The 24,656-nt window shown below is 58.8% G+C and carries 19 protein-coding genes; 9 read left to right on the top strand and 10 right to left on the bottom strand.

All coding sequences use genetic code 11. The features are described from left to right. Positions 1-160: 160 nt before the first annotated feature. The 3 genes from KUW00_RS10325 to KUW00_RS10315 are packed head-to-tail and all read left to right on the top strand — an operon-like array spanning position 161 to position 3,975. The gene (locus tag KUW00_RS10325; protein WP_222568999.1) at positions 161-1,273 is read left to right on the top strand and encodes a glycosyltransferase family 4 protein; all 1,113 of its coding nucleotides are present in this window, start codon (positions 161-163) and stop codon (positions 1,271-1,273) included. Positions 1,274-1,317: 44 nt separating this feature from the next. After that, positions 1,318-2,592, top strand: a complete 1,275-nt coding sequence (locus tag KUW00_RS10320) for a sugar transferase (protein ID WP_315901123.1) — start codon at positions 1,318-1,320, stop codon at positions 2,590-2,592. Positions 2,593-2,613: 21 nt separating this feature from the next. Further along, positions 2,614-3,975: an O-antigen ligase family protein gene (locus KUW00_RS10315; RefSeq protein WP_222568997.1), complete on the top strand. Its 1,362-nt coding sequence runs from the start codon at positions 2,614-2,616 to the stop codon at positions 3,973-3,975. 13 nt (positions 3,976-3,988) lie between these two features. Here the strand turns inward: KUW00_RS10315 and KUW00_RS10310 are convergent, their stop codons facing one another. Beyond that, positions 3,989-5,284, bottom strand: a complete 1,296-nt coding sequence (locus KUW00_RS10310; protein WP_222568996.1) for a PIG-L deacetylase family protein — start codon at positions 5,282-5,284, stop codon at positions 3,989-3,991. Next, a complete protein-coding gene (locus KUW00_RS10305; protein WP_222568995.1) occupies positions 5,268-6,455 on the bottom strand; it encodes a glycosyltransferase in 1,188 nt (395 codons plus the stop codon). The genes KUW00_RS10310 and KUW00_RS10305 overlap by 17 nt, the downstream gene beginning before the upstream one ends. Positions 6,456-6,707: 252 nt before the next feature. Here KUW00_RS10305 and KUW00_RS10300 point away from each other — a divergent pair, with 252 nt between their 5' ends. The 3 genes from KUW00_RS10300 (at position 6,708) to KUW00_RS10290 (ending at position 10,217) form a co-directional block, all read left to right on the top strand. Then, the gene (locus KUW00_RS10300; protein ID WP_261392095.1) at positions 6,708-7,847 is read left to right on the top strand and encodes a glycosyltransferase; all 1,140 of its coding nucleotides are present in this window, start codon (positions 6,708-6,710) and stop codon (positions 7,845-7,847) included. Between the two features lie 115 nt (positions 7,848-7,962). Next, complete coding sequence (gene galE, locus KUW00_RS10295) at positions 7,963-8,988, top strand: UDP-glucose 4-epimerase GalE (RefSeq protein ID WP_222568994.1); 1,026 nt, start codon at positions 7,963-7,965, stop codon at positions 8,986-8,988. 152 nt (positions 8,989-9,140) lie between these two features. Then, a complete protein-coding gene (locus KUW00_RS10290; RefSeq protein WP_222568993.1) occupies positions 9,141-10,217 on the top strand; it encodes a glycosyltransferase in 1,077 nt (358 codons plus the stop codon). 27 nt (positions 10,218-10,244) lie between these two features. On the opposite strand, the gene KUW00_RS10285 is transcribed toward KUW00_RS10290, so the two are convergent. Together KUW00_RS10285 and KUW00_RS22545 are read right to left on the bottom strand one after the other, a co-directional pair. After that, entirely contained in the window at positions 10,245-10,955 is a 711-nt protein-coding gene (locus KUW00_RS10285) for a lipopolysaccharide kinase InaA family protein (RefSeq protein WP_222568992.1), read from the bottom strand. Between the two features lie 3 nt (positions 10,956-10,958). Further along, the gene (locus KUW00_RS22545; RefSeq protein ID WP_222568991.1) at positions 10,959-12,065 is read right to left on the bottom strand and encodes a glycosyltransferase; all 1,107 of its coding nucleotides are present in this window, start codon (positions 12,063-12,065) and stop codon (positions 10,959-10,961) included. 195 nt (positions 12,066-12,260) lie between these two features. Between KUW00_RS22545 and KUW00_RS10275 the strand changes: the two genes are divergently transcribed. Continuing rightward, a complete protein-coding gene (locus KUW00_RS10275; RefSeq protein WP_222568990.1) occupies positions 12,261-13,259 on the top strand; it encodes an NAD-dependent epimerase in 999 nt (332 codons plus the stop codon). A gap of 159 nt (positions 13,260-13,418) precedes the next feature. Beyond that, positions 13,419-14,762 (top strand): UDP-glucose dehydrogenase family protein, encoded by a 1,344-nt coding sequence (locus tag KUW00_RS10270; RefSeq protein WP_108447794.1) that lies wholly within the window; start codon positions 13,419-13,421, stop codon positions 14,760-14,762. Positions 14,763-14,963: 201 nt separating this feature from the next. Here the strand turns inward: KUW00_RS10270 and KUW00_RS10265 are convergent, their stop codons facing one another. The 3 genes from KUW00_RS10265 to KUW00_RS10255 form a co-directional block, all read right to left on the bottom strand. Then, positions 14,964-15,767, bottom strand: a complete 804-nt coding sequence (locus KUW00_RS10265) for a Wzz/FepE/Etk N-terminal domain-containing protein (protein ID WP_222568989.1) — start codon at positions 15,765-15,767, stop codon at positions 14,964-14,966. A 218-nt stretch (positions 15,768-15,985) separates the two neighbouring features. Then, the gene (waaZ, locus tag KUW00_RS10260; RefSeq protein ID WP_222568988.1) at positions 15,986-16,822 is read right to left on the bottom strand and encodes a 3-deoxy-D-manno-oct-2-ulosonate III transferase WaaZ; all 837 of its coding nucleotides are present in this window, start codon (positions 16,820-16,822) and stop codon (positions 15,986-15,988) included. A 155-nt stretch (positions 16,823-16,977) separates the two neighbouring features. After that, positions 16,978-18,798, bottom strand: coding sequence for a putative bifunctional diguanylate cyclase/phosphodiesterase (locus tag KUW00_RS10255; protein ID WP_261392093.1), 1,821 nt, complete (start codon positions 18,796-18,798; stop codon positions 16,978-16,980). Between the two features lie 298 nt (positions 18,799-19,096). Between KUW00_RS10255 and KUW00_RS10250 the strand changes: the two genes are divergently transcribed. Continuing rightward, positions 19,097-19,924 carry a 2OG-Fe dioxygenase family protein gene (locus tag KUW00_RS10250; protein ID WP_222568987.1) on the top strand — a complete coding sequence of 276 codons (828 nt, stop codon included), beginning with the start codon at positions 19,097-19,099 and terminating at the stop codon, positions 19,922-19,924. Between the two features lie 303 nt (positions 19,925-20,227). Here KUW00_RS10250 and KUW00_RS10245 read toward each other — a convergent pair whose 3' ends face one another. The 3 genes from KUW00_RS10245 to KUW00_RS10235 all read right to left on the bottom strand — a co-directional run bounded on the left by KUW00_RS10245 (position 20,228) and on the right by KUW00_RS10235 (position 24,655). After that, complete coding sequence (locus KUW00_RS10245; RefSeq protein ID WP_222568986.1) at positions 20,228-21,349, bottom strand: pyridoxal phosphate-dependent aminotransferase; 1,122 nt, start codon at positions 21,347-21,349, stop codon at positions 20,228-20,230. Positions 21,350-21,452: 103 nt separating this feature from the next. Further along, complete coding sequence (locus KUW00_RS10240) at positions 21,453-22,883, bottom strand: FAD-binding oxidoreductase (protein ID WP_222568985.1); 1,431 nt, start codon at positions 22,881-22,883, stop codon at positions 21,453-21,455. Beyond that, a complete protein-coding gene (locus KUW00_RS10235; RefSeq protein ID WP_222568984.1) occupies positions 22,883-24,655 on the bottom strand; it encodes an ABC transporter ATP-binding protein in 1,773 nt (590 codons plus the stop codon). The genes KUW00_RS10240 and KUW00_RS10235 overlap by 1 nt, the downstream gene beginning before the upstream one ends. Position 24,656 lies beyond the last annotated feature (1 nt).

The following is a 24,656-nucleotide window of genomic DNA, read 5'->3' as shown; positions in this document are numbered from 1 at the left end:
GCCACGCGCTATGACAAGCCGGCCCGCAGCTTTCACACCATGATATGCCTGACTTGCGTAAGCCGCTGATGACGAGTTGACTTTGCGTCAAGAACCTCGCGTAACGGGCGTAGTGCTGCGCCCTATATATAAAGTATGTCCTATTGGTGTATAAAAGTTTATGAAAAAGATTTTTTTTGTAGCTAACAGCGAATGGTACTTGAAAAATTTTAGAGAATCGACCATTAATAGATTTAAGAGTGGTTATGACACTTACTGTGCTTTTCCTTATGAAAAGAAAAACAATGATCTTGATGATGTTGGAGCAAAGATTTGTACGTTTTCAATGAACCCGCATGGAAAAAATCCGTTTAGAGAATTTTTTTCTTTGTTTACTGTCTTTTATTGTTTTTTGAAGAATCGTCCCGACCTAGTGTTTTCTTTTAATCCTAAAACCAATATTTATTCTTTGATTTGTTGTTTTTTTCTTAAGATACCCTGTGTAGTTAATGTTTCTGGTGTTGGGGTTGCCTCTGAATTGAGAGGAGTTGTCGGACGTGTTTATGATTTTTTATGCAGTAAACTTTACAAACGTGCTAAGTTTGTTTTCTTTCAAAATAATGAAGACTATGAAAATTATATAAGAAAAAATATTGTCGAAGAAGATAAGTCTTGCGTGCTTCCAGGTTCTGGTGTGAATCTAAATAGGTATAAACAATCATGTAGAGTGGGAAAGACAAGTAATTTCCTGATGGCTTCTAGACTAATTCGACAAAAAGGGGTGGAAGAATATATTTCCGCTGCTCAAGTAATGGTTGACTCTGGCAGAACGTGTAAGTTTTATTTGGCTGGTGTGGAAGATGAATCCAGTAGAGCCATTGACAAAAAGCTATTATCCTCGTCTTCCAAAAAAGGTGTAATAGAGTTCTTGGGGCATGTTAGAGATATGCCATCGCTGTTAGATGAAATGGATTGTGTTGTTCTTCCATCATATTATCCAGAAGGTACGCCGAAAATATTGATTGAAGCGGCTGCTTCGGGTAAGATAATCATTACCACGAACACGCCAGGGTGTCGTGAAGTTGTCGAAAATGGGATAAATGGTTTTTTTGTAAAACCAATGTCCATAAGTGAACTTTCTAATTGCATTTCCAAAGTTAACAGTTTGGATGAAGGTGAAGCATTAGCCATGCAAAATAGATCAAGAGAAATAGCAGAAGAAAGATATAGCGAAGATTATGTGATTATGAAATACCTGGAAATTGCCGAGCGTGTATTACAACGTAAGCATTGATGACGTTTTATTATCAGTCACGGCATGAATTTTTGGAGCCATACGTGAATAATTCTTATGAAAGGCGCCATTCCAGGTGGTATGAGCGGTTTCTTTTGGGTATACCATTTCAATTCTTAGTAGGGTTGCCGTGTGTCACATTGATTCCTGGCGCCGAGAGATGGGGGTGGGGGTTTTGGGAGGCGCTTTCCGATAATCGAGTTAATACAATTTTGGCTATTGGTTTGGCATTCTGTGCTATCGTTTTTTGCCTTAGGCGGTTTTCCCGATTTCCTGGGGTGCGAGTGGCATCATATGTTGTGCCTACTGTGAGCCTTGCTTTTCTTGTTGTTGTGGCAGTTTTATTTTTTACTCGTGAAGCATATACTCGGCAAGTACTATTTACAGGATACTTATTCTGCTTGTTGTGGTTCTTTTTTGGATACTTTGTAGGGAAAAAGTACCGCCAATTGAAAATCGGTGTTGTTCCAGTTGGTAACACACTTGATTTAGGGTTGCATTCAAAAATAGAATTTCGTCGGTTGAAGTCTCCTGAACCGGATGGCATTCGCTACGATGCAATTGTCGCAGATTTAAGAAGTGACAAGCTTGGGGCGAATTGGGAAAAATTCATAGCTCAGTGCACTCTATCTCGAATACCCGTTTATCATGTTAGGCAGATTCAGGAGTCCATAACTGGAAAAGTGAGAATAGATCACCTTTCAGAAAACGAGTTTGGATCTTTGATGCCGTCCTCATTTTATTCAAATGTCAAAAGGGTATTCGACCTAATCGGTGCAATAACCCTTCTCCCTCTCTGTCTGCCAATTATGATTTTGACGGGTGTATGTATTCGTCAAGAAAGCGAAGGTCCTGCATTGTTCTTGCAAGAGCGTATGGGGTATAGAGGGAAGCCATTTAAGGTATATAAATTTCGAAGCATGTATGTCGGTAGTAGTGGAAAAGGGTTTACTGACGGTGAAAATGATCCGCGTATCACTCGTGTAGGGCGATTTATAAGAAAGTACAGGATTGATGAGCTTCCACAAATATTCAATGTAATAAAAGGTGAGATGAGTTTTATCGGGCCTCGACCTGAGTCAATGGAACTATCTGAATGGTATGAACGTGATGTGCCTTTCTTTAGCTATCGGCACGTTGTTAGACCGGGTATTTCAGGATGGGCCCAAGTCGAGCAGGGGTATGCTGCAGAAGTTGAAGGTATGATTGAAAAGCTACAGTACGATTTTTATTATATTAAGCATTTTTCTCTTTGGTTGGATGTCCTTGTTTTGTTCAAGACCGTGAAGACGGTATTTACCGGCGACGGTGCAAGATAAAATTTACTTGGTCGATAATGAATGTTTCAAGAAAAAGATTGTGCTGTTGCTTTCTCTTCCACTTTTACACCGAAGTGGATGTATTTTTTTTGCCTTGGGCTGACGTTCATCTATGGGTGGCTACGTATATGGCTTCCTGATGTTGGCCAAAAGGCAGGAACCGTAATAGCCTTGCTGGCATTGGTTCTGATTCTATGGAAGGGGAAGGCGCTTCGAACCAGTATGGTTTTCTGGTGTCTGCTAGGAGTTCTGATTGCCCAACTGTTAAGCTGGGGGGCAGGGTACTATCACCATCCGGACTGGTTACCAGACAACCCCGAGTTGGATCGACTTGGTAAGTGGTTTTTGTTCGTAGGTGTCGCATTCTGGCTTGGTGGTATGCGTAAGCATGCATTGACATTGTTGATCTTTTCGCTGATCGGATTTATGGCAACATGCTTTCTTTTTGAAGGTTCGATTGAACAGTGGTCGCATGGCTTGCAGGGCAGAAGAATTGACCTGGATATAAGGAATGCCCAACATACCGCCATGTTTTTTGGCGTGGCTGTTATTGGCTTGTTGTGCTTTTCTCGTCGTTGCTTTTCACCTGGCCGCTTATCCGCGTTGACCGTTCCTTTTTGGGTCATTTCATTCGCTGTTTGCCTGCTCGGTGTCTTCGTGACTCAGACTCGTGCGGTGTGGCTTTCGCTGACGGTAACCACGTTTCTCGCGATTCTTGTATTTTTAATAGTGATCTTCAAAGGCACTGTCTCCAGAAGTATCAAAAGGCAGGGTGTCGTAGCACTCGTGTGTATTCTGGCCCTTCTTGGAACAGGAGGTTTTGTCTTCAAGGATACGCTCGAAAAACGTCTTTCGGCCGAAAATTCGGTTATGGTGAATGCCTGGCAAGGTAACTGGGAAGACGTACCTTACAGCAGCATCGGCAACCGTCTTCACACTTGGCGCGCTGGCCTCGAGTGGTTTGCGGAACGTCCGATCGTCGGCTGGGGCGGTGAAGGCCGAGGGTTGGTGATTGACCATACGGATTGGCTTCCTCAGGCGGTGAAGGACGAGTATGGGCATCTTCACAATACCCTGTTGGATTTCGTTGTGAGCTATGGGGTTTTAGGGCTTTCTGTTATTCTTGTTCTTGTGGTATGGACAGGTATGGGGAGCTGGAAGGCTTGGCGTGCTGGCGTTATGCCAACGGAAGTTTTTGCGTTTGGTTGGGCATTTTTTGTCTACTACTTTATCGTCAGCCTATTTGAATCCTATAGCTTCTTCTGGACAGGGTCCTACATCCAGAATGTCGTGATGGGAGTAGTCGTCACCTTTATCTGGCGCTGGCAGCTGGAGACCGGAAAATCGGTTTTCTCATGTCGAAAGAGGCTGATTTCATTCTAGTAGCTCAGTACTGTTAACTCTTTTTCAGGTGCTGTAACACGAAGTTTTCGTGCGCCTTGATATGGGTCTGGAAGAAATCGTGACCGCTGTAGTCACTCCAGTCTGCAGAGGGGATTCCGCTCAGTAACCTCTTAAACTTTCGTTTCAGTTGTCGCTCAAGCCCTGGCGTGCCTCCAAGATCGTGCATGGAGTGCAGTGCCAGGGCTTTTAGTTTCTGGACTTCGATGCTTAGCGGGAAGCTGGCGATTCTATCGTTTCGAGGTGATGGTGTGGTGACGTGAGTTGGCCATACGCCCGCAGCGGCGTGGGCGGGCCCCCTAGGGAAGCCGCGTGTGCTCTTCAAATGGTTGGCGTACAGCAAAAGGTGGTCAGGGACATGTCCGCTTTGTTCGATGGCTGCCTGCAGGTGTCGGGTGCTGGCGATATGGTCGGCGTGCGGGTCGATGTCCGGGTGGGGCGTGATGATCGCTGTCGGTTTGATCTTGTTCAGAAGCCATGTGAGGTCGCGCTGAAGATTTTCCCCAGTATTTTGCGCTTGACTGTCAGAGGGTAGAGACAGTTTGTTCCACTGGCGATAGGCGTCGGGCGTGAGCGTTGGTGCAGACTGTGAGGGCACGACGGTGTCTGGCTTCTCAAACAGCTCTGCAAGGGTGTCGTTGAAGTAAGCTAGCATGATCAGTTGCTCTGCCGGCACGCCGGCGAGCAGTGGGGTGGTGGCACTATTCCAGGCGCGAATAAAGCCTTTGCGCTGTGAGGCCTCATCTAGTGAATCATCGAGCCCTGGCCAATATTGCTTGTCGAGGCGCTTGAGGCGCTCGCCCGCGGTGATGGTTACGATCCAGGTGTTTTTGGGGTGCTGGCTATAGATACCGAAGGCAGCGAGTTCAGCGTCATCAGGGTGGGGCGCGATGATAAGGATTGGTCCGTTCGCCAGGTCCGGATTGCGAAAGCCGAGTAGGGTGACGTCCGCCTCAAGCGTCAGATGTTTCAGCGTTAGCTGGAGTTGGTCGAGTGACTCGATGCCTGTGAGGTTGATCAAGCGCTTGCCGGTCTCGTTGGGCTCGAGATACTGGGTAAAGAGCTCCGTAGCTTGGCTTTTGCTTCGGTCCAAGATGCTGACTGCCGGCAACTTCCAGTGTGACGTCGCCCGGTAGCGTACCTCCAGCATCCAGGTGTTGGGTCGAACGTCGCCCGCGCTCAGTGCGGCAATGGCTGGGTCAGCCAACTGAATGATGCCATTGTCGTTGATGGTGGCCTTGCACTCCCAATCGGGTGCAAGCGGCAAGTGGTGGTCACGCTGGATGGGCATAGAGGCGTTCCGAAGGGGCTTCTGTCAGTGCCATAAGTTGCGCGATAACGCTTTGCGGTTCAAATACTTTGATCATTTTCTCGTCGATGCTGACAGGTTCTTGAACGGCTTCCAGAAGCTTTTCGGCAAGGCCAGCATCGCTGGGCTCGGCCAGCAGCCTGCCTTGTGGGCCCGCCAACACTTCGCTGATGCCGCCTGGTACCTTGCAGGCGACGCACTGGGTGCCGAGGGCCAGGGCTTCGACCAAGACGATACCGAGCCCCTCGAAGTCGGAGCTGAGCACCAGGGCGGTTGCGTCCTTCATCCAGGGGTAGGGGTTGTCCCGTTGGCCCAAGAAGTGGACTCGGGCGGCAAGGCCGAGCTCCAGGGTCATTTCTTCAAGGTGGCGACGTTCGGAGCCATCGCCGATGATGACCAGGTCGTGGTCCAGGCCTTGATTCACCGCCTGGTGGTAGGCTTTGAGCAGCCGCTGCTGGTTTTTCACTGGAACGAGTCGTGCAACGTGTACCAGGTAGGGGCGGGGGATGGCTGGTTCTGCCGATTCTGTTGCCTTGCGGCGTATGTCTTCGACCGGTACTGCGTTGTAGAGGAGCTCGCTTCTGGTGACCTCGACGCCTTGGCGATCCAGATACTCCCCGACTTCCTGCTGTACGCCCCTGGAGACGCAAAGTAGCTGCTTGCCCTGGTACAAGGTTCTCGTCAGCCAGCGGCCTTTGGCTGTATTGTTAAATCGCCCCGTCACGGCTTCGACAACGCGCCAGGTGCGTTGGTCATCGAACGCCCAGAGGTTTTCGAAGGCGCCCTGGCCTCGAATCAGGATAAGGTCGAAACGACCATGTTGAGCTTCCAATGCTGCCACATAGTGCTTGAAGGCATTGGAGCAGCGCCTGCCGCGCCAGACGAATCCCGACTGCTTGATAAGAGGAGACAACAGCGCCTTGTCGGCAAGATGGATGAAGCGACCAAGGCCCTGGCGACTCTCGCGGTCAACATCGTACTGGTGGAGCCAGCAGGTTTCTCTGTCGGTGGACGGGACGTCCCCCTTGAGGACCAGCAGATGGGCCTCGTGGCCGGCGTTTTGCAGGGCCCTTGCCAGGGTTCTTGTGGCCTGCTCTATCCCGCCCATGCCCATTCTTCGTAGCACGAGCAGTACGCGCTTTTTGTCCTTCATGCTCCCGGTCTCAGCTTTTTCTTCGATTTTTCGTTAGTTTAGCAGGTGATTGCTCGGCGCGTTTGGCCGAAATAGCGCACTTTATGATCCGGCATAGTCGGCCCAATGGGGCGCGGGCGCCCATGGAGTGAAGGGTAGAGGAGGAGAGGAAGCATCGTCGTTGATGGTTCGCGAGTAGCCGGCTCGAATCTGCATAGCATTGTGTGGTCTCATTGTTCACTTTTGCGATGGCAGGATACAAGGGCGCCTATCATGAGAACGCTGGTGGTGGTGAGATCCCTCAAGATGGGCGGGATGGAGCGGGTGGCGGTCAATCTGGCAGATGCCTTTCATGAGGCAGGCTATGAAAGCCATCTGGTGTATTTTCGTAAAGGGAAGCGTCCCCTGAGGCCAGAGCATTCCGGGGTCAAGGTGCATCACCTGCCGCTTCAACAGCGCAATCGACTGACGCTGATCGGCTATGGCCTTGAGGTGTTGGCCCGCCTGTTACTCAACCCGCTGATGGGCAGGGCGCTTTTCCTGGGGCTTGGCGTAATGGGTGGGGTCGTGTTTCGACACTGGTTGAAGCGCTTCGAGCAAGAGCATGGAAGAGTAGACCGCATCGTGTTTCGGGGCATCGGCACCTTTGAGCTGGTCTGGAGCTTTCGCGATAAGCGTGCTCGCTACGTGCTCGAAAATATCTTCCACTTCAATGGCGCCAGTCGTCGCAAGGCGCTGTTTGCTCGCTGCCTCTATCATCGCAGGAATCTGGTGGCAGTGTCTCAGGGGGTGGCCGAGAGCTTACGCAAGGCGCAGACACTCTGGAAGTTTCGCCCACGCTCTCTCTCGGTGATTCCCAACCCATGCCCGCTGCGCTCGATCCGCGAGGCGATGCTGGAGGCCAATGATGCTATACCGTCCCAGCCATACCTTTTGAACGTGGCGCGTCTGGTGCCGGCCAAGGGGCACGACCTGCTGCTGCGCGCCTACGCGCGATCCGGTACGAGCCTGCCTCTGGTGCTGGTAGGGGATGGTCAGCAACGAGATAACCTGGTGGCTTTGGCGAAAGAGCTTGGCATCGCTGACAAGGTCATCTTCGCCGGCAATCAACACAATCCGTACCCTTGGATGCGCCACGCTCGGCTGTTCGTGCTCAGCTCGCGTTTTGAAGGCATGGGCATTGTGCTGTTCGAGGCGCTGGCCTGCGGCACGCCGGTATTGTCGGTGGACTGCCCGGGGGGAGTACGCGAGATTCTCAAGGGTGAGCTCGAGACCAACCTGGTCGAGCGCAGCGAGGAAGCCCTCGCTGCCGGAATCACTGCTGCGCTCGAAGGGCCCAAGCCTGAAGTGCGTGAGCAATGGCTCGATGACTTCAGACCTGAGCGGGTGGCACAGGCCTTCGTTGCCTGTTGATGAAGGCCCGTTAGTGATGGCCCTGTGGATTTAGGCTGGCTGATGTAGGCATCGTGCGCCCATGTTTTGTGGGTCTGTCGAGTCGGCGCCAGACTCTCTTGAGGAGACAGATGTCATGAAGGTATTGGTCACCGGTGGAGCCGGCTATATCGGGACCCACACCCTGGTTGAGCTGATCTCCGCCGGGCATGAGGTCGTTGTCTACGATAACTTCTGCAACAGCTCAGCCAGGGCTATCACCAGGGTCGAAGAGTTGGTCGGGCAGAAGGTGCCGGTGGTGCGCGGAGACATTCGTGATCGTGCCTGTCTGGACAGGGCCTTTGCTGAGTACTCTGCGGAAGCAGTGGTCCATTTCGCGGGCCTGAAGGCGGTTGGCGAAAGCTATCGGCAGCCGCTTTCCTACTATGACAATAACGTCACCGGCACACAGCGCTTGCTCGGAGCCATGGAGGAGGCTGGGGTCCGATCGATCGTGTTCAGTTCCTCCGCCACGGTCTACGGGGAGGACGCACCGGTGCCCTACGTTGAATCCATGGGACGTGGCAGACCTTCCAACCCCTATGGCGCGACCAAGGCCGTGGTGGAGCAAATGATCGAGGATCTGGCCCGGGCCGACAGTCGCTGGTCTGCGTCCTTGCTTCGCTACTTCAACCCCATCGGCGCACATCCCTCCGGGCGCATCGGTGAGGACCCCCAGGGCATTCCCAATAACTTGCTGCCGTTTGTCTCCCAGGTGGCGGTGGGGCGTCTGCCGGAGCTGTCCATCTTCGGGGATGATTATCCGACCCGGGACGGCACCTGCGAGCGAGATTACCTGCACGTGGTGGATCTGGCCGTGGGGCACGTCAAGGCGCTGGAGGCAGTGGAGGAAATGACGTCGTCGGGCGTCGCAACCTATAACCTGGGTACCGGCAGAGGCACGACGGTCCTCGAAATGGTCCGTTCCTTCGAGCAGGTGACGGGGCAGCGGGTACCGTATCGCATCGCTTCACGCCGTGAAGGCGATCTGCCTGCCTTCTGGGCAGACGCTTCTAAGGCGAGGTCTGAGCTTGGCTGGAGCGCCGAGAAAACGCTGGAAGACATGATACGTGATAGCTGGCGTTGGCAGTCGGCTAACCCCGAAGGATATTCCGGGGCTTGAGGTCGGTGGCAGGAGTATGGCCTGGACAATGGGTTTGGACTGACTGTCCCGGTGCTATGATAGCGCCTGGATTTTTCAGGGATGGCGATGACGTGAGTAGCAGGACACAGGGGCAAAACGCAAGGTGGGAGGGTAGTGGAAGCACAAGGCGTGTGCTTTTTGTTATCGACCATCTGGACTCGGGGGGCGCACCCGTCGTGGCGCGAGACCTGATCGTCGGTATGGTAGATGCCGGTGTCGAGGTTACCCTGGTGATACTGAGTGATCGTCAGCGTCATGTCCTTCCGTGCAGTGTCGAGGTCGTCAAGCTGCCCTATGTCGCCAAAGGCGTACTGGCGAGGCAGTGCCGCTATCGCCGCCATGCGCAGCTACTTGATCGCTGGCTGGTACAGCACGGTAGGCGCTTTGATCTGGTCTATGCTCACCTTCACCACGCCCACCAGGTGGTATCACGCTCACGCCTTGCGGCGAGCGCCTGGTACTGTCTGCACGCCGATCCGGTCACTGGCTTTCTCGGCAACAAGCGTGGCCTGGGGCGCTGGATGAAGCGGCGCAAGGTACGCGCACTCTATCAAGGGCGGCGGATTGTCACCGTCTCCCACGGAATGCTGGAACGACTCAAGACGCACTTCAGTATTGAACCCGAGCGTGGCGTGGGTATTCACAACCCGCTGGATATCGAACGGATACGAAAGCTGGCTTCGGATGAGGTTATCGACGTACCCGACAATTTTCTACTCTATGTGGGCCGTATGGACCTACGCCAAAAGCGGTTTGACCGATTGCTGGATGCCTATCATCAAAGTGGTGTAGCACTGCCGCTATTGCTGGTAGGTGGCGGTGACGGAGCGCAGAAGGTAAGCGCGATGATTCGTGAGCGCAAGCTTGAAGACAGGGTTCAGCTGCTGGGGCCACGTGATAATCCTTATGCCTACATGGCGAGGGCGAGAGCGTTGTTGCTTAGCTCTGACTACGAAGGTTTCGCTTTGGTATTGGCCGAAGCTTTGGTTTGCCGGACCCCCGTAGTTAGCGTTGATTGTCCTTCTGGCCCTTCCGAAATCCTGAGTCATGGCCTGTCTGACTGGTTGGTACCTATGCAGGACCGCGGTGCCTTCGCAGATACCATTGTTCGCGTGGTCGAGCATCCTCCAGTTATTGCTGATGACCAATGCGACCGCTTCCGCCTGGAGCACGTGGTGGAGCGTTACCTGGCACTTGATGATGACTGAAGCGCTTCTCTGGGGAGGAGTGCGGGGCTAGGCGCCGGCTTCCCAGTGCTGTGTCAGGTAGTCGGCTAGCCAAGTCCGGTACCGTTCACCCTGTAGCTTACGTGTGGACAGGCTGCTCAGCAGGGCGCCGAGGTGACGCCTGGGGTTGCTGGGCATGGGGCGCAGGTGCGCATCGATCCAGATCAGTGTCCCTGCGGGTGTAACCAGCAGGTTGTTGAGGTGGAGGTCTCGATGCAGGTAGCCGGCCCGGGCGAGTCTTAGTACATCCTTGCCGATGGTCTCCAGCAGAGCGATGCGCGCAACCTCGTCCTGCTCCAGAAATAACGCTTCACCCGCGGTGGCGTCTTGAACCCGTTCCATCAACAGAAGTGAGGCGTTTCTGTTCAGCGGATTCAGGCTCAAACCCCAGCCGTGGAAACGTGGTGTGCGCAGTCCCGCCCGCTTGAGGATGCGCATGCTGAGGTATTCCTTGCGCGCATCCGACTGGCCCATCCAGCGTTTTTCGAGATAGTCCCGGGTCAGCCACTTGAAGGGCTCAAGCGTCTTCGAGAACTTGTCCGGCACCACCTTGGCCAGAATCCTGCCGTCCTGGGAAACAAAAAAGCGGCTGGAGCCCACCGCCTCGAAGGCGGCGGTGGTCGTGGTCTGAGACAGCGCAAGACTCTCCGGCAGGTCCCGGGTGTGGAACATCAGGTACCGCCGCCGCCGGTCGTTGAAGGGAATATCAAGCAACTGCATGACTCAGGAAGTCTCCGACTGCAGGGCCTCGAACTTCGGCAGCACGTTTTCCCTGAGAAACTGCTGGTAGTGGCGCGGTTCGATAGTGACGGGCGCCTCGGCCATGCGCGCCATGGCGCTGGCAAGCCCTGCCTCGTCGTCGCGTGCGACCAGGAAGTCCTTAAGCTCCTGGGTCAGGATCTCCTTCGGGCCACTGGGGCAGTCGACACTGATCACCGGTGTGTGCAGCAACAGCGCCTCGATCAGCACCCGTGGCAGGCCTTCGGCGTCCGAGGTCAGTACCATGGCCAGGGCGTTTAGTATGTAGGGGTAGGGGTTGGCGGTATAGCCAAGCCAGTGGACGTGGTCATCGAGCCCCAGCTCGCCGATCATGGCCTTCAGTCGTTGTTCATTCTCTGGCTTGCCTTTGCCCAGCAGCACCAGGGGGGCATCGAGGCCATGCTCGTCTCGGGTCTGGCGATAGGCCCGCAGCAGGCGGTCCTGGCGTTTGCGCGGCTCGATGGCGGCAACCGACAACAGGTAGCGGCCTTTTTCGATCCCTGGAGGCAGGCTCAGGGGCTCGTCTGCCATCGCGACGAAGGGCTCCCGCTCGTAGGGGTTGTAGATCGGGATGATCGTCTCGGCTTCAAGTCCTACCACCTGCTCGAGGTTCTCCTTGACGCCCTCGGACACCGCGATCACCTTGCGCCCGCCGTAGAAGCGGCGCACCTTGGCAAAGGCCTTGTCGCGGGCGGCCGGGTCGCTGAACTTGGCGCTGACGTCGGACTTGATCCAGAAGTAGAGGTTGGGCCAGTCCAGGTGCCGGGTGATCTTGTCGCAGGAGCAGGAGATCACCACCTCTGGCCGCCAGGTTTCAAGGGCCTTCTGGACCTTGCGGGCCTGCCACTTTTCGGTCAGTACCGTGGAGGTCGCCTTGGTCAGGCGCGTGACCACCGCCAGGTTCTCGATATCGAGGCCATCAGGGAGGCGGTGCTCCACCTTGTCGCGCAGGGTGAAGACTTTGACGGCGTGACCACGCTGGCGCAACTGGTCCGCCGTGTACAAAAGCGACTTCTGGGCGCCGCCTCCGTAGAGGTCTTCGATGACAAAGGCGATTCGCTGATGGTTCACGGCGGCTCCGGTTGAGATTCAGTGGCGGCTGCGGACGCCAGAGTTTACCACAGAGCCTTGGTTGGTCTCGTTGCACCTGGAACCTGTTTGTTGCTCAAGAGGGCGGCGCTTACGCTGCGAAGGTTCGTTGCGTGGGCTTTCCTAATTTCAGTGGTATCGCGTTACAATTGGCCCAGGTTTGGAACAGGTGTACATATGAAGATTCTTATTACCGGGATGGCGGGTTTTATCGGTCACGCGGTTGCCAAGCGGTTGAGTGGTCAGGGACACGAATTGGTCGGTGTCGACAACTTGAACGACTACTACGATGTATCCTTGAAGGAGGCGCGCCTTGCCGATCTCAAGGGGTGTGAGGATGTCCGCTTCGAGCGTCTGGATATCGCTGATCGAGAGAATGTAGAACACCTGTTCGAAGAGGAAGGTTTTGACAGGGTTATCCATCTGGCGGCGCAGGCTGGTGTGCGTTATTCGCTCGAGAATCCTCATGCCTACGCGGACGCCAATCTGGTGGGGCACCTCAATATTCTTGAGGGCTGCCGTCACGGTCGGGTGGAGCACCTGGTCTATGCCTCATCGAGTTCGGTCTACGGGGCCAACGACAAGGTGCCCTTTGCCACCGACGATGACGTCGACCACCCCATCAGCCTCTATGCGGCCACCAAGAAGGCCAACGAGCTGATGGCCCATACCTACTCCCACCTGTATGACCTGCCCACCACCGGGCTCAGGTTCTTTACCGTCTATGGCCCTTGGGGGCGTCCTGACATGGCGCTGTTCAAGTTTACCCGGGCGGTGCTGGAAGGTCGGCCCATGGACGTCTACAACCACGGCGACATGTCCCGGGACTTCACCTACATCGACGATATCGTCGAGGGCGTCGTACGTGTGCTGGACGTGGTTCCGACCCCTCGGGGCAGTACCGAGGTCACCACCGATACGGCCTCTGCCCCCTACGCGCTCTACAACATTGGCTGTGGTAGTCCGGTGTCGCTGATGGACTTCGTTCGTGCCATCGAGAAGGCGGTGGGGCAAGAGGCGATCTGCCACTACAAGGACATGCAGCCGGGTGATGTCCCGCGCACCTGGGCGGACACCGAGGCACTGTATCAGGCAACCGGGTATCGCCCGCAGATGCCGGTGGAAGAAGGCGTCAAGCGCTTTGTCGACTGGTATCGCCGGTTCTACGCCGTGTAAGCCATGTGTCAGCCAAGGGGGGGACAATGGGCGATAGGTTGTGCCTGCGGGCTTCTCTTGCTATCCCATTTGACCCAGGTGAAGAAACGGCTGTGCCATTTGCAGGGCGGGATTGCTATCCTTTGCCGATCAAAAATTTCAGTGAGTGAGTGACAAGGGATGAAGATCACCATTTTTGGCACCGGCTACGTGGGACTGGTCACAGGGACCTGTCTGGCGGATGTCGGTCACGATGTCATCTGCATGGACGTGGATGAGAACAAGATTGCACGCCTCGAAGCCGGGGAGATCCCGATCTTCGAGCCGGGCCTTGAGCCCATGGTCAAGGCCAACGTGTCGGCTGGGCGGCTCAAGTTCACTACCGATGCTGCCAAGGCGGTCAACCATGGTGTGCTGCAGTTTATCGCGGTGGGCACCCCGCCGGATGAGGACGGCAGCGCGGATCTGCAGTACGTGTTGGCGGTGGCCAAGGCCATCGGTGAGCACATGCAGGACGACAAGGTGGTGGTCGACAAGTCCACCGTGCCGGTGGGCACGGCCGATCGGGTCAAGGCGATGGTGGAGTCCCAGCTCGAGCAGCGCGGTGTCAGCCTGAACGTTGACGTCTGCTCCAACCCTGAGTTTCTCAAGGAAGGCGCGGCCATCGAGGACTTTGCCCATGGTGCGCGCATCGTCGTCGGCACCGACTCCGACAAGGTCAAGCAACTGATGCGGGAGTGCTACGCGCCCTACATCCGTCTGCAGGAAAAGCTGATGTTCATGGACGTGCGAGCGGCGGAGCTGACCAAGTACGCCGCCAACGCCATGCTGGCCACCAAGATCAGCTTCATGAACGAGATCGCCAATCTGGCCGAACGTCTCGGCGCCGACGTGGAGCAGGTGCGTCGCGGCATCGGCAGTGACCCGCGGATCGGCTACCACTTCATCTACCCGGGCTGTGGCTACGGCGGTTCCTGCTTTCCCAAGGACGTCCAGGCGCTGGCGCGCACTGCCCGAGAGGTGGACTACGAGGCCGAACTGCTGGGGGCGGTGGAAGCGGTAAACCAGCGCCAAAAGCAGACACTATTCGCCAAGCTGGCCAACGCCTTCGACGGTGACCTCAAGGGCCGCACCATCGCCATCTGGGGGCTGTCGTTCAAGCCCAACACCGATGATATGCGTGACGCCCCCAGCCGTACCCTGATGGAGGCCCTGTGGGAGGCCGGCGCCAGGGTCCAGGCCTATGATCCTGAGGCCATGGGCGAGACCCGACGCATCTACGGCGAGCGTGATGACCTGATGTTGGCGGGGGATCGCATCCAGGCGGTCAAGGGCGCCGACGCCCTGGTGATCTGCACCGAGTGGAAGGAGTTCCGGTCGCTGGACTTCCCCTGGCTCAAGGACCAGCTGTCGATGCCGGTGGTGGTGGATGGCCGCAACCTCTACGACCCCGAGAGCGTGCGTCAGGCCGGGTTGATGTACTACGCCGTCGGTCGTGGTGATTCGCTGGAAAGCGCTGGGTAATGAACGCTGATGGTGAAAGCGCCATCCGTAAAGCGTATTGCAAGAGGCAGCGTGAGCCGCATTGCCTGATCGCTCGAAAGCAGGTCGACCGAAGGCAAGTAGCCCAAGCAAGTTGCCTGAAAGAAAAACGCCCCGAAGGCCTTGGCCTTCGGGGCGTTTTGCTATTGGTGCTGGTGTCCGCCTGACGGGAGCGAAAGGACTTTAGTCCTTGTGGGCGGACGCCTTGCGCACTGTGCCGGCAAATTCGGCCAGGAAGGCGGCCATCACCGCGAGCATACCACCCAGCACGATGGCCAGCGCCATGATCAGGGCCTTGCCGGTGCCGACCGGCTGCTGGCTCTGCGAGGCCACGCGCTGGATATTGCCTTCGGCCAGGTAGGCCTGCTTTTCTTCGATGTCGACCACCTTGGCGGTGTAGGTGGCCACCAGCTCGGCAGCGCTCTCGGAGGTGGACTGCTTGGCGGCCTCCAGGCTCTCGCGGGTGCTGGCCAATTGTTGGTCCAGGGCGTCACGGCGTTTGGCCAGCAGCTCGTCCTGATCAGACTTTACCGTGTCCAGCAGCTTCTGGTGAAACTCGGTGACCAGTTCGGCGTCTTCCTCGGTTGCCTCCGAGGCGAGGGTCAGGAAGGCCACGTTGTCCGGCGCCTTGGCGGTGGTCTCGAAGCTGAGCTTGTCGAGGGACTTTTCTTCCAGCAGCTCGCTTGTGACCACGTCGAAGTAGTAGTTGTCGATCTTGGCGACCACGCTCTCCGGGGATTCCAGCACGCCGACGCCGGCGCCACCGCTGGGTTGGCGTTCGGCCACGTTGTAAATCGACACGTAGCGATAGCTATCGGTCATGGACATTGCATAGGCGAGTGCCAGCAGCACGATAACCACAAACACCCCTGCCATCATCTTCCAGCGCCTGACCAGGATAAGGGTGATATCGACCAGCGATATCTCGTCATCCGCCGGGGGCCTTGGGTAGTAGTGCTCCGGAGGTTGGGTAGGGGTGTTTGCCATTGCAGTGGAGTCCTTGCTTGCGCTTCGCCGTGTCCGAGGAGTCGGGGCTGAAGTGTTCAGTGTGATGAAGAAAGTCGATGGCGTCATTCACTGGTAGGTGCCTTGCAGAGGATACAGAAGCCGTTGCCTCGCGCAAGCGGGTTGTCGTAGGCAGGAGCAACGCTCGTGGATTGGGCGCGATCTACAGCAGATCTATCGGGCAGGTACCGGGTCTGCTCTCAGAGGGTAACAGCAGGATCGGCAATACGCTGTTCTGGCAGGAGTGTCGCAGGACGGGCGAAGGGCAGTACGTCGTACGGTATCCGAGTGTGCAGGGACATATTGTAGGCCTTCATTTGCGAGACTGATTTCATGAAGGTCAACGAAGCAACGATGACGTCGTAGTCCTGGTCCAGGGTGGTCCTGAGCCTGGGCTGGTTATCACTTTCGTAAAATCTGCCTGCAGCAGCGTTCATGTCGAAGCCGGCCAGGTAAGCTGTCTGGTAGCCAAGGCTTTCTGCCAGTTGCAACGCTGCGTAGGCGACAGTACGGCAATGAAAATAGCCATGGCTGATATCACGGCTGTAACCGATGATGGATTGCCTTTTCAGCCAAGGGGCGTGGTAGTCGACTTGGTGGCAGCCGCGGTACTTCCAGGCGAGGCGTAGCTTGCGTCTAATGCCGCCCTTCTTGCTCTTGCTGGCGCGGTCGATGACGACGGCGTCCAGGCCGGCGAGTCGCTGCTTTTCCTCAGCCGAGGCTCTGTCATAGAGCTCTCGAGATACCACCAGATTCTCGGCCCTGGCGGCGTTGGTGAAGAAGGCTTGCTTCATTTTCAGGAAGAAGTTGTGGTCGGTCACCAGATAGATGAAGGGTGTGACGTCGTTGAGCAGCAAGTAATCAATAGACCCGTTGACGCAGATGACGTCGTGTTGACGCAGCGTCTCTACGGGTACCTGGGTAGCGCTCGGGCCAGACAGGAAGATGATGGCGGTTGGCCGGCTTCTATTCTGCTGAAGTTGGGCAAGCTGTCCGGCAACGTCGGATTTCTGGATGCAGGTGGGCGCTGCTGGCATGGCGCGAAGTGCTCGTCGAGTATACAGATTCGCGCATTACTCTACTGTGGAAGCCGTCAGTAAAAAAGGTTTTTCTAATTGGACGGTGCCAGATGTGATGTCAATCATCTTTGCCAGAAACGTAGCGGAGCCGTTGCGGCGTTGGCGAGTTGATTTCAATGACTCACGCCCCTGGTTTGCACGACGTCGCCGTTGTCGGCACGCAACAACCTCGCCGCCAGATCGGCATCCATGGGGCGGTGGTAGTAGAAGCCCTGGAGCAGGTCGCAGCGCATTTCGTGCAACAACGCCTGCTGCTCGTCGGTTTCCACGCCTTCGGCGACGACCTCGAGACCGAGGCGGTGGCCAAGAAAGATGCTGGCTTCCATGATCGCCCTGTCCCGGGGGTCCTGGGTGCACTCGGCGACGAAGGTGCGGTCGATCTTGAGCGCGGTGATCGGCAGCACCTTGAGGTAGCTCATCGATGAGAAGCCGGTACCGAAGTCGTCGATGGCGATCTTGTAACCCTGGTCGTAGAGTCTGCGCAGGCTGTCCAGCACGTCCTGGCCGGCCTCGATCAGCACATTCTCGGTGAGCTCGATGCCGATCTCGCGAGGCCCCAGGCCATATGACGCAACGCAGGAGGCGAAGGCCTCGAACATGCCGGGCATCACCGCGTGACGCCCGGAGACGTTGACGTCCACTCGCACTTGGCGGCTGCCCTCGGCGCGCCATTGGCGCTGCTGCTCGCACACCTTGTGCAGCACCCAGTTCTCCAGGCGTTTGATCAGTTCGCTGCGCTCGGCCACCGGGATGAACTCCGCGGGGGAGATGGCTTCACCGTCCCGGGTCGTCCAGCGTAGCAGCGCCTCGAGGGAGTCGATATGCCCGCTGGCGGCAGCCACCTGGGGTTGGTAGACCAGGCCCAGCTCTCCGCCGCCGTCCTGGTCGAGCAGGCGCTGCAGGCGTTCGGCGATGGTGTGCTGGCGCACCATCGCCGCGTGGGCCTCGGGGCTGAAGAACTGGTAGGTGTTGCGGCCGGTGAGTTTGGCCCGGGTCTTGGCGGCGTCGGCACTGCCCACCAGTTCCTGCACCTCGCTGCCATTGTCGGGAAAGGTGCTGATGCCGATCGAGGCGTGGATTCTCAGTTCGCGGCCGTCCACCCGCATCGGGCGGGAGAGGCTTTCCAGCAGGCGCTCTGCCACCTGTATGGCGTCTGTGGCCATGTCCACCTGGGGCAGGGCCAGTACGAACTCATCGGTACCGAAGCGGCAGAGCAGGTCATCGCTGCGCCGGAAGGCCTGCAGGCGATTGGCCGCCTGACGGATGACCTTGTCGCCGCAGTCGTAGCCATGGGTGTCGTTGATCTCGTTGAAGTGGTCGAGGTCGACAAACAGGATCAACAGGCTGTCGTTGTGGCGCCGACACTCTGCCAGGGTCCGCTTGAGCTCGATTTCGAAGGCGTGGCGGTTGGGCAGGCCGGTCAGGCGGTCGAAGCGCGTCATGTAGTCCAGATCGCGACGCGCCTTGCGCTCACCCGCCAGGTCGATGTCGATGCAGAACATCAGCGGATTGTCGGTCTCCCGGCCCAGCATCACGTAATGGGAGAACACCGGTACGCTGGCGCCAGAACGGTGCTTGAGCTCGAGCTCTTCGGCGGGGATCTCCACGCCCCGGTGGACCCACGCCTGGTGAGCATCGATCACCGCGTCCACCATGGCCTCCGGTATCAACAGCTGTTCCAGACGCTTGCCCAGGGCTTCCTGCTCGCTGTAGCCATACAGCGCCTGACTGGCGCCATTCCAGTAGATGACGCGCCTGTCCCTGTCATACCCCTGCACCGCGACCCGTGAAAGGCTCATCAGCAGTTCACGAAAGCGCCAGTCGCTGAGCGTCAGGGACGGCAGCGGGAGGGCGTTGTCCCCGCCGCTGCCGCCGGTATCGGCAGCGGTCGAGCGCGGTGCGTGGAATCTGTCACCGATGTGCAATGGCGTCATGTCCTGAGCAGGGCCAGCCAGGCGTGTCCGATAGGTGTGGCCGAACAAAAGTAACGAATCCGCATATATCGGCAGTGTCGTACAAATTGTCGCTAGCAGCGAGTACCAAACGCCGGAATGAGTTTTTCCATTATCGGAATAAACGTCGTAGATACTCTTTTTTGGCAACAAGTTGGTCAACGAAGTTTCTTCGTTCGCGGTATTTGACCGCTGTGTGGGCGCTCCACATGATCCTCGGTGTTGCATATGCAACATCCATGAAATGCACATGGTTGTGCACAAAACCGAGGTTAATGACATGAAAATAGCGCAGAAAGTCGCACAAGGTCGGCATCTTGCCGCCATCGAGACGATCAACGTCGGGCTCCGGATTCCTGAATCCGGGTACTGGGATTTCTCTGTCTTGGAGGAGGTCGCTTCTCAGTCCTGGAGCAAGACGCGCCTGGCGCATATTGATCTGTCCGCCTGGCAGTCATTCATTGGTGACCTGCCGCGGGACCCCTACGTCAATCGCCGCTGGAAGCGTATGTCCTGGCTGCACCTGAACGACGAGGGAGAGGTCGAAACCCTGGGCGAGTGTCCCATGGCCCAGGGCGGGCGCTTCAATGACGCCGCCAGCATGGCGGATCGGCTGCGCTACTACGAGCCGCTGTTGCCCGAGTTTACCGAGCGCGAGGACGTCAAGGCGTTCGTCAAGGCCTGGGCGGAGCTATGGGGGCTCGAGCGCCGCGCGCCCATTCTGATTCAGATCACGGGTGTACGTGGTGACGGCACCGTGGATCCGTTGCAGGGGCAGGGCATCCACGCCGACGGCTGCAAGTACCTGAGCATCGTGGTGCTCAACCGCGACAACGTGAGCGGGGCGGTGAACACCCTGTATCGGGACAAGACCGGCCAGCAGGAAGTCGGCCGGGTGACGCTGGCGCCGGGGGAGGTGCTGCACCTGCGTGACGATCGCCTGTTCCATAGCGTCGATGCGATCACCCAGTGCGAGCCAAGCGCCCCTTTCGAGCGCTTTATCATCATCATCAACGCCTGCTTCGTGGACGAGTTCCAGAATCGCATGTTGCGCCGCCACTTCCCCCAGGCGGTGTTGAACGAAGCGATACTGGAGAGCGCCAGCTGAAGGCCGGCGTCCACCTGGCAAGATGGCGTCGGTGGCGTTTCACCGACGTTGAGGGTCCGTGGCGAGGTCCGGGTCGAGGGCCCGGGCCAGCCGCTTGCTATGCTGGCATGCGATAGGGCCTACGGCGCTTACTTCACCCCAGCAGTACCGCCAGGCGACCTCGGTCGCCTGGCGGTACTTTTTGTTGAGATATTCTCTGCTATTGAGACCTCGCCTGCCGTTAATATCCTGTCTGGCATCGAGGTCTCGCTCGCCATCGAAACCTTGCCTGGAAACTGACTTTCCAGCGTCTCAGCCTTTGCCTCAGACTCCTTCACGCACCGCCTGCTCCAGGCGCGCAAGTCGCCCGGGCTCGAGGGCGTCGGCCACGGCGGTGATGCGCAGCACATGGCCGAGGGCAGGGTGAGCCGGGCGTGCGATCAGCTTGCCTTCGTCCAGCAGGTCGGCGTTGACCCGCTTGGCCAGTTCCGCGTGGGCCAGACGAATGCCGATAAAGTTGGTACCGCTCAACAGCACGTCGGCGCCCAGCGCCTTGAAGTGCTCGGCCAGGCGCGCCCGGCGCTCCAGCACCGCCTGGATGTGGGCGTCGGTCTCGTCCTGGTGGTCCAGCACCACCTCGGCGGCGGCCAGGCTCAGGGTCGACACCGCGTAGTGGATGCGAACCTTCATCAGCATCGCCAGGGTGTCGGGCTCGGCGATGGCGTAGCCGACACGCAGCCCGGCCAGGCCGTGGGCCTTGGACAGGGTGCGACAGCGAATCACCCCAGGCAGGGCGCGGGTGAAGCTGGGCTTGGCGGCGTCGTCGCGGAAGTCGTGGTAGGCCTCGTCCAGCAGCAGCCAGCAGTCATCAGGCAAGGCGTCACGCAACCGCGCGACGGTGGCCTCGTCATGGACGAAGCCGGTGGGGTTGTCCGGGTTGGCCAGGTAGACGAGCCGAGCGTGGTGGCTGTGGGCGGCGTCGATCAAGGCGTCGATGTCCGGCGCCAGGTGGTCGGCGGTCTCCTCGTAGTCGACCTCGATCAGGCGGCAGCCCTGGCCCTTGGCGAAGTAGCCGAAGGTCGGGTAGGTGCCGGCGGAGCTGACCACGCTGGTACCAGCAGGGGCGGTGGCCCGCAGCACCAGCGCCAGCAGGCTGTCGCAGCCGGCGTCCACCAGCAGGGTGTCCAGGTCGAAGCCGTGCAGCCGGACGAGGCGCTCGCGCACTCCCAGGGCTTCGGAGTCACCGTAGCAGTAGACGTGCTCGACCATGGCGTCACCGAAGTGCTCGCGCAGGGCGCGATGGGGCATGTCCAGGCCTTCGTTGGAGCCCAGACGGTGGGGGATCTCCTTGCCGATACGGCGCTTCAGCACCCAGATGCCAGGGAAGGGGTTGTCCGGTCCCGGGGAGTAGAGGTGGTCGGCGAAGGTGGGGGTATCGGATGCCATGGGATGTCCTGTTGGAGTTGGCTTGAAGGGGGCGGAGGCGTGTCAGAGAGTGTCCGAGAGCGTTACGACAGCGGCCTATGCTAATAGGTCACGTCAGGTCAGGTCAGGTCTGTAGCGCGGTCCAGGGCACCACCTTGTGGCGGTTGAGCAGGCCATGGGGGTCGAGGGTGCGCTTGAGTGTTGCCATCAGCGCGAGTTCCTCGGGGCTTCGTGAGATAGCCAGCCAGTCGCGCTTTTCCAGGCCGATGCCGTGCTCGGCGGAGATCGATCCCTTGACCCGGGCCAGCGGCTCGTAGAGGCAGGCCTCGACCTCGTGGCGGGTGTCCGGATCGTCGCTGCCCACACCCACCGACAGGTGCAGGTTGCCGTCGCCCAGATGGCCGAACACCGCCAGGCGCACCTGTGGCCAGCGGGCCTCGAGGCGTGCCTGAACCTCGGCGACATAGTCCTGCATCTCGCCGATCGGCAGGCTGACGTCGAAGGCCATGATCGGCGAAAGCGCCTCCACCAGTCCTTCGATATCATCGCGAATCGCCCATAGCTTGTCGCGCTGGCTTTCCGACTGGGCGATCACGGCGTCGACCACCCAGCCCTGTTCGACGGACGCTTCGAGAGCCGCCTCGAACTGCTGGCGGTGGTGGTCCTCGTCGTTGGCCAGCGACTCGATCAGGGCGTAGTAGGGCGCGTCGGTGTCCAGCGGCGGCTGATGACGCTCCTGTTCGGTGATCAGGGCGAAGTGGTTCTGCCACATGGCCTCGAAGGCGGCCAGGCTTCCGCCAAGGCTGTCACGCAGGTGCGTAAGCAACGACGTCATCGAGGTGAAGTCTGGACAGGCGACCAGCGCGGTGCGGGTGTCGCCAAGCGCCGGCTGCAGCTTGAGCACCGCCCGGGTGACCACGCCTAGGGTGCCTTCGCTGCCGATAAATAGCTGCTTGAGGTCGTAGCCGGCGTTGTTCTTGAGCATCGGGCTCATGGCGCTGATCACCTGGCCATCGGCCAGCACCGCCTCGAGCCCCAGCACCTGCTGGCGCATCATGCCGTAGCGGATCACCCGGTTGCCGCCGGCGTTGGTGGCGATATTGCCACCGATGCTGCAGCTGCCACGGGCGCCCAGGTCGAGCGCAAACTGCATGCCGACCTCGCGGGCGGCCTCTTGGACCTTCTGCAGCGGCGCGCCGGCCTGCACGGTGATGGTGCCGGCCACCGGGTCGATCTCCTCGATGGCGGCAAGACGCTCAAGTGACAGTGCCAGCTCGTCCGGGGCCGCCTCGGCGCCGTGGACCAGCCCGGTCAGGCCGCCGTGGGTGACGATCGGCTGGCGGGCCTGGTGGCACAGGGCGAGCACCTCTGCTACCTGCTCGGGGGTGCCGGGTCGCACGATGGCCGCGGCGCGACAGGGCGCCCCGCTCAGCCAGTCCACCTGGCGGCTTGCCACGTCGTCGCCGGTCAGCACCTGGGCTGTGCCCAGGCGCTCGCGCAGTGTCTCGATCAGCGTGGCAAGCGATGACGATAGTTGCTGGGAGGTGACGGCCATCAGTGGGTGGTCTCCTCGTTGCTGGTCTTGTTATCGGTGGTCTTGTCGCGGCCGGGAATGGCGGCGAGCAGTTCGCGGGTGTAGTCGGCCTGAGGTTGGGTGAAGACCTCCTGGGCGCTGCCCTGCTCGACGATGCGGCCCTTCTGCATGACGATGATGCGATCACAGATCTGGGCGGCGACGCGCAGGTCGTGGGTGATGAACAGAAGCGACAGCGAGAAGCGCTGCTTCAAGTCCTCGAGCAGCTCCAGCACCTGGGCCTGGATCGATACGTCCAGCGCCGACACCGCTTCATCGGCGACGATCAACTCCGGGTCCAGTGCCAGGGCGCGGGCGATGCCGATGCGCTGGCGCTGACCGCCGGAGAATTCATGAGGGAAGCGGTCGGCGCTGCCGCCAAGCCCCACCAGTTCGAGCAGCTCGTCGGCCTTGGCCAATGCCTGGTCGCGGGGCACGCCGTTGGCGATGGGGCCCTGGGCGATGGCCATGCCTACCCGGGTGCGCGGGTTGAGCGAGGCGTAGGGGTCCTGGAACACCATCTGCACCCGGTGGCGCTGGCGCCGCAGGGCGTCGCCCTTGAGCGCGGACAGGTCTTCGCCGCCGAGCAGGATCTCGCCGCTGTCGGGGCGCTCCAGACGCACGACACAGCGCCCCAGGGTCGACTTGCCGGAGCCCGACTCGCCGACGATGCCGATGGTCTCGCCGCGTGACAGGGTGAAGCTGACCTCATCCAGGGCGCGTACCTCACGGGAGGGCTTGAACAGCCCGCCGCGGGAACGGAATACCCGATTCAGGTCGCGTACCTCGAGGATCGGCGTCGGCGCCATCGGCTCGCGCTCGGGCGGTGCGGCGTCGCTGGGAATGGCCTCGATCAGCGCCCGGGTATAGTCGTGACGGGGGTTGTCGAGCACCTCGTCACGGCGACCGATCTCGACGATCCGGCCGTGGCGCATCACGCACACTCGGTTGGCGATCTCGGCGACCACGCCGAAGTCGTGGGTGATGAACATCACCGCCATATGGTGGCGACGTTGCAGGTCGGCGATCAGCTCGAGGATCTGCGCCTGGGTAGTGACGTCCAGCGCGGTGGTGGGCTCATCGGCGATCAGCAGCTTCGGTTCCAGCGCCAGCGCCATGGCGATCATCACCCGCTGACGCTGGCCGCCGGAGAGCTCGAAGGGGTAGGCGCGGATGGCCCGTTCGGGCTGGGGCAGGCGGACTTCCTTGAGCAGTTCCAGCGCCCGGGCCTGACGCTCGGCGCCCTTGAGCTCGCCGTGGGCCTCGAACACCTCAGCGATCTGGTCGCCGATGCGCATCAGCGGGTTGAGGGCGGTCATCGGCTCCTGGAAGATCATGCCGATCTTCTTGCCGCGCAGCGCCCGGTGGCGCTTTTCGTCGAGGGTCAGCACGTCCTCGCCCTCGAACATCACCCGCCCGGCCACCGGGCGCACGCCCTTGGGCAGAAGGCCCATGACGGTGTTGGCGGCCATGGACTTGCCGGAGCCGGATTCGCCCACCACGCAAAGGATCTCGCCGGGGCTGACCTCATAGGACAGCTCTTCCACGGCGTATTCGCGATCGGCACCGGCGGGCAGCGCGACGCTCAGGCCCTCGATGCGCAGGATCGGTTCCGGGGCGGGATCGCCGCTGTGATCGCCGCTGTGATCGCCGCAAGGATCGCCGGCGGTGGCCCCCTTCGGCACCTTCACCGGTTCGCTGCGCGATGCAGTGGAAGCGCTGGTGCCGCTGGTGCTGTTGTCAAAGGTGTTCATG

It is taken from the genome of Halomonas sp. DP5N14-9 (assembly GCF_019802175.1).
GTDB lineage: Bacteria > Pseudomonadota > Gammaproteobacteria > Pseudomonadales > Halomonadaceae > Halomonas > Halomonas litopenaei.
The sequence above is the reverse complement of the archived record's forward strand: the minus strand, read 5'-3'. Positions and strand labels throughout refer to the sequence as shown.